The sequence below is a fragment of the Occallatibacter sp. genome (assembly GCF_036502485.1).
Taxonomy (GTDB): domain Bacteria; phylum Acidobacteriota; class Terriglobia; order Terriglobales; family Acidobacteriaceae; genus Telmatobacter.
Window position 1 is genome coordinate 1 of sequence record NZ_DASXYM010000152.1, and the last position, 1990, is coordinate 1990.

At 61.8% G+C, this 1990-nt stretch carries 1 protein-coding gene; it reads right to left on the minus strand.

All coding sequences use genetic code 11. From position 1 onward, the window contains the following. Positions 1–167: 167 nt before the first annotated feature. Complete coding sequence (locus VGL22_RS19365) at positions 168–1583, minus strand: IS110 family RNA-guided transposase (RefSeq protein WP_465268602.1); 1416 nt, start codon at positions 1581–1583, stop codon at positions 168–170. Positions 1584–1990 lie beyond the last annotated feature (407 nt).

Genomic DNA, 1990 nt, shown 5'->3' on the forward strand with positions numbered 1-1990 from the left:
GGGTTCGCGGGCTGCGCGAGCCGAGCTTCCGGCGCCCCATTGGAGCGTATCGGTGACCCACAGATTTCTCCGACGAGGCAAAATTTAAAGTTTGAGCGGTCAAATGCCCGTCGAGATCGGGCGCGAAGCGCGCGAACGCACGGCCCGAAACAACCCGCGCCCACATTCTAGCCTGTGACTCTTTCCGCTGCCGTTAGCGGTGCGCTGCTGGGGACCAAGTGGTAACCGAGTTCTTTTGCTTTGGCTTTCAAGGAAGACACGCAAACATGCGCGTGCCGTTTCTCGACTGCCGCGGCGCCTTCGTCGACATATTCTTGTCCCCAGCGGAGGAGGCGGTAAACCAGCGTGGCTAACCGTCGGGCGGTCGCAAACACAGCGATGCCGCCATCCTTCCGGCGCGCCATCATGCGGTAGTACGCTCCCAGGGCAGTCTCGCTGTGCCGGGCCGATAACGCCGCCATCTGGAATGCTCGCGCAACCCGCGTGCTCGCTGTGTTCGGCCTTTTCTTCTTCATCACCTTGCCCCCTGTCGAAGGCGTGTACGGCGCCAGCCGAATGTGCTGCACGAACTGTTTCTCAGTCGGAAACCGGCTCAGATCCGCCCCGTATTCGCTGAGCACCACCTGCACCGTTTCCACCCCCAGCAAATCAATCGACGTCAGATCCGCTCCGCTCATCCGAAACAGCGCCTCCCGCATCGACTCTTCCCCGCGCTTCCGAATCGATTTCGCTTTCTGTGCGTTCCTCACTGCCGGCGGACCCTGATTCCGCAACTCCTCCCGCTGCATCTCATCCAACCGCCGCAGGATCTCCCGATCATATTCGCCAATCTGCTCCTCGATGGCCTCGTACATTTTCAGCCCCTGCCGCAAACTGAACAGGTGGTCTTCCCGCCAGTGACCGCTTAACTGCGCGGCGATCTCTTCCTCTGTCTTGCGACAGCGCCGGTCGCGCAGTTGCGCCAGCTTACCTGCGTTCCTCTCGCCCGCCACGATCGCCCGTACGATTGCCATCCCGGTAACCCCATCCAGGTCCGACACCGCTCGGTGCACCCGCACGTTCATCTGATCCAGGCTCTTCTGCATCCGGCGCACCCAGTCCCCGCGCTCAGCTACCAGGTTCGCCTTGTCCCGGATCAGCGTACGCAGCATGCAGATTTCTCCGCTCGGCCGGTACGATCCGCGCAGCAATCCACAACTATGCAACCGTTGTATCCACTCACAGTCCGTCGGGTCCGTCTTCTTGTCCCGCCCCGGCACGCGCGCCAGTTGCCGTGTGTCCACCAGCAGCATCTCCAGCCCGCGACCCTCCAGGATCTCGAACGGAGCGATCCAGTAGATCCCCGTGCTCTCCATTGCCACAGACGCCACCTGCCGCTCCCGCAGCCACTCCGTCATCCGGATCAACTCCGCCGTCGTCGCTCCGAAATCGGCCACTTCACGGCCGTTCCCATCTATCGCCGGCGCGCATACCCAGTGCCGTTCGCTTCCCAGGTCCACCCCCGCCACATTCCGCCGCACTACCGGCAATCCTTCGATTGCGCCTCTACGAATCCCTCCCCGGGTCTGTTGGTGACTCGTCATCCTTCCTCCTCCCGAGCGCGGCTGCCCAGGTCGGCCGTTGTTGGGAATCTAGCCTAGGGGAGTGCCGCGAGGGCCTCGCCAATGTTTAATCGCCTTCCTGGAGCCATGCTGACTCAGCGGCATACGCACGAATGAAAAAAGGGCCTTAGCTGCAGCCGCGCTCTCTTGCACGATACCGCCGCTAACGCCCTCAGTCACTCCCTATTCAATCCGGCCTCAGCCGGCCGCCAAGCTGACTTCTAACTCCTAACAGCTAAGTCCCCCGCAAATATTTCACGACCGAAGCTCTTGCTTACGTATCGCGATTCCGATCTCGCGCAATTGCCGTTCCGGCATTGGAACAGCCGTGCTCCGCGAAATCTTCGAGGAAGCCGACCGCGCCTTCCTGCCCGTCACCATCTATCTCG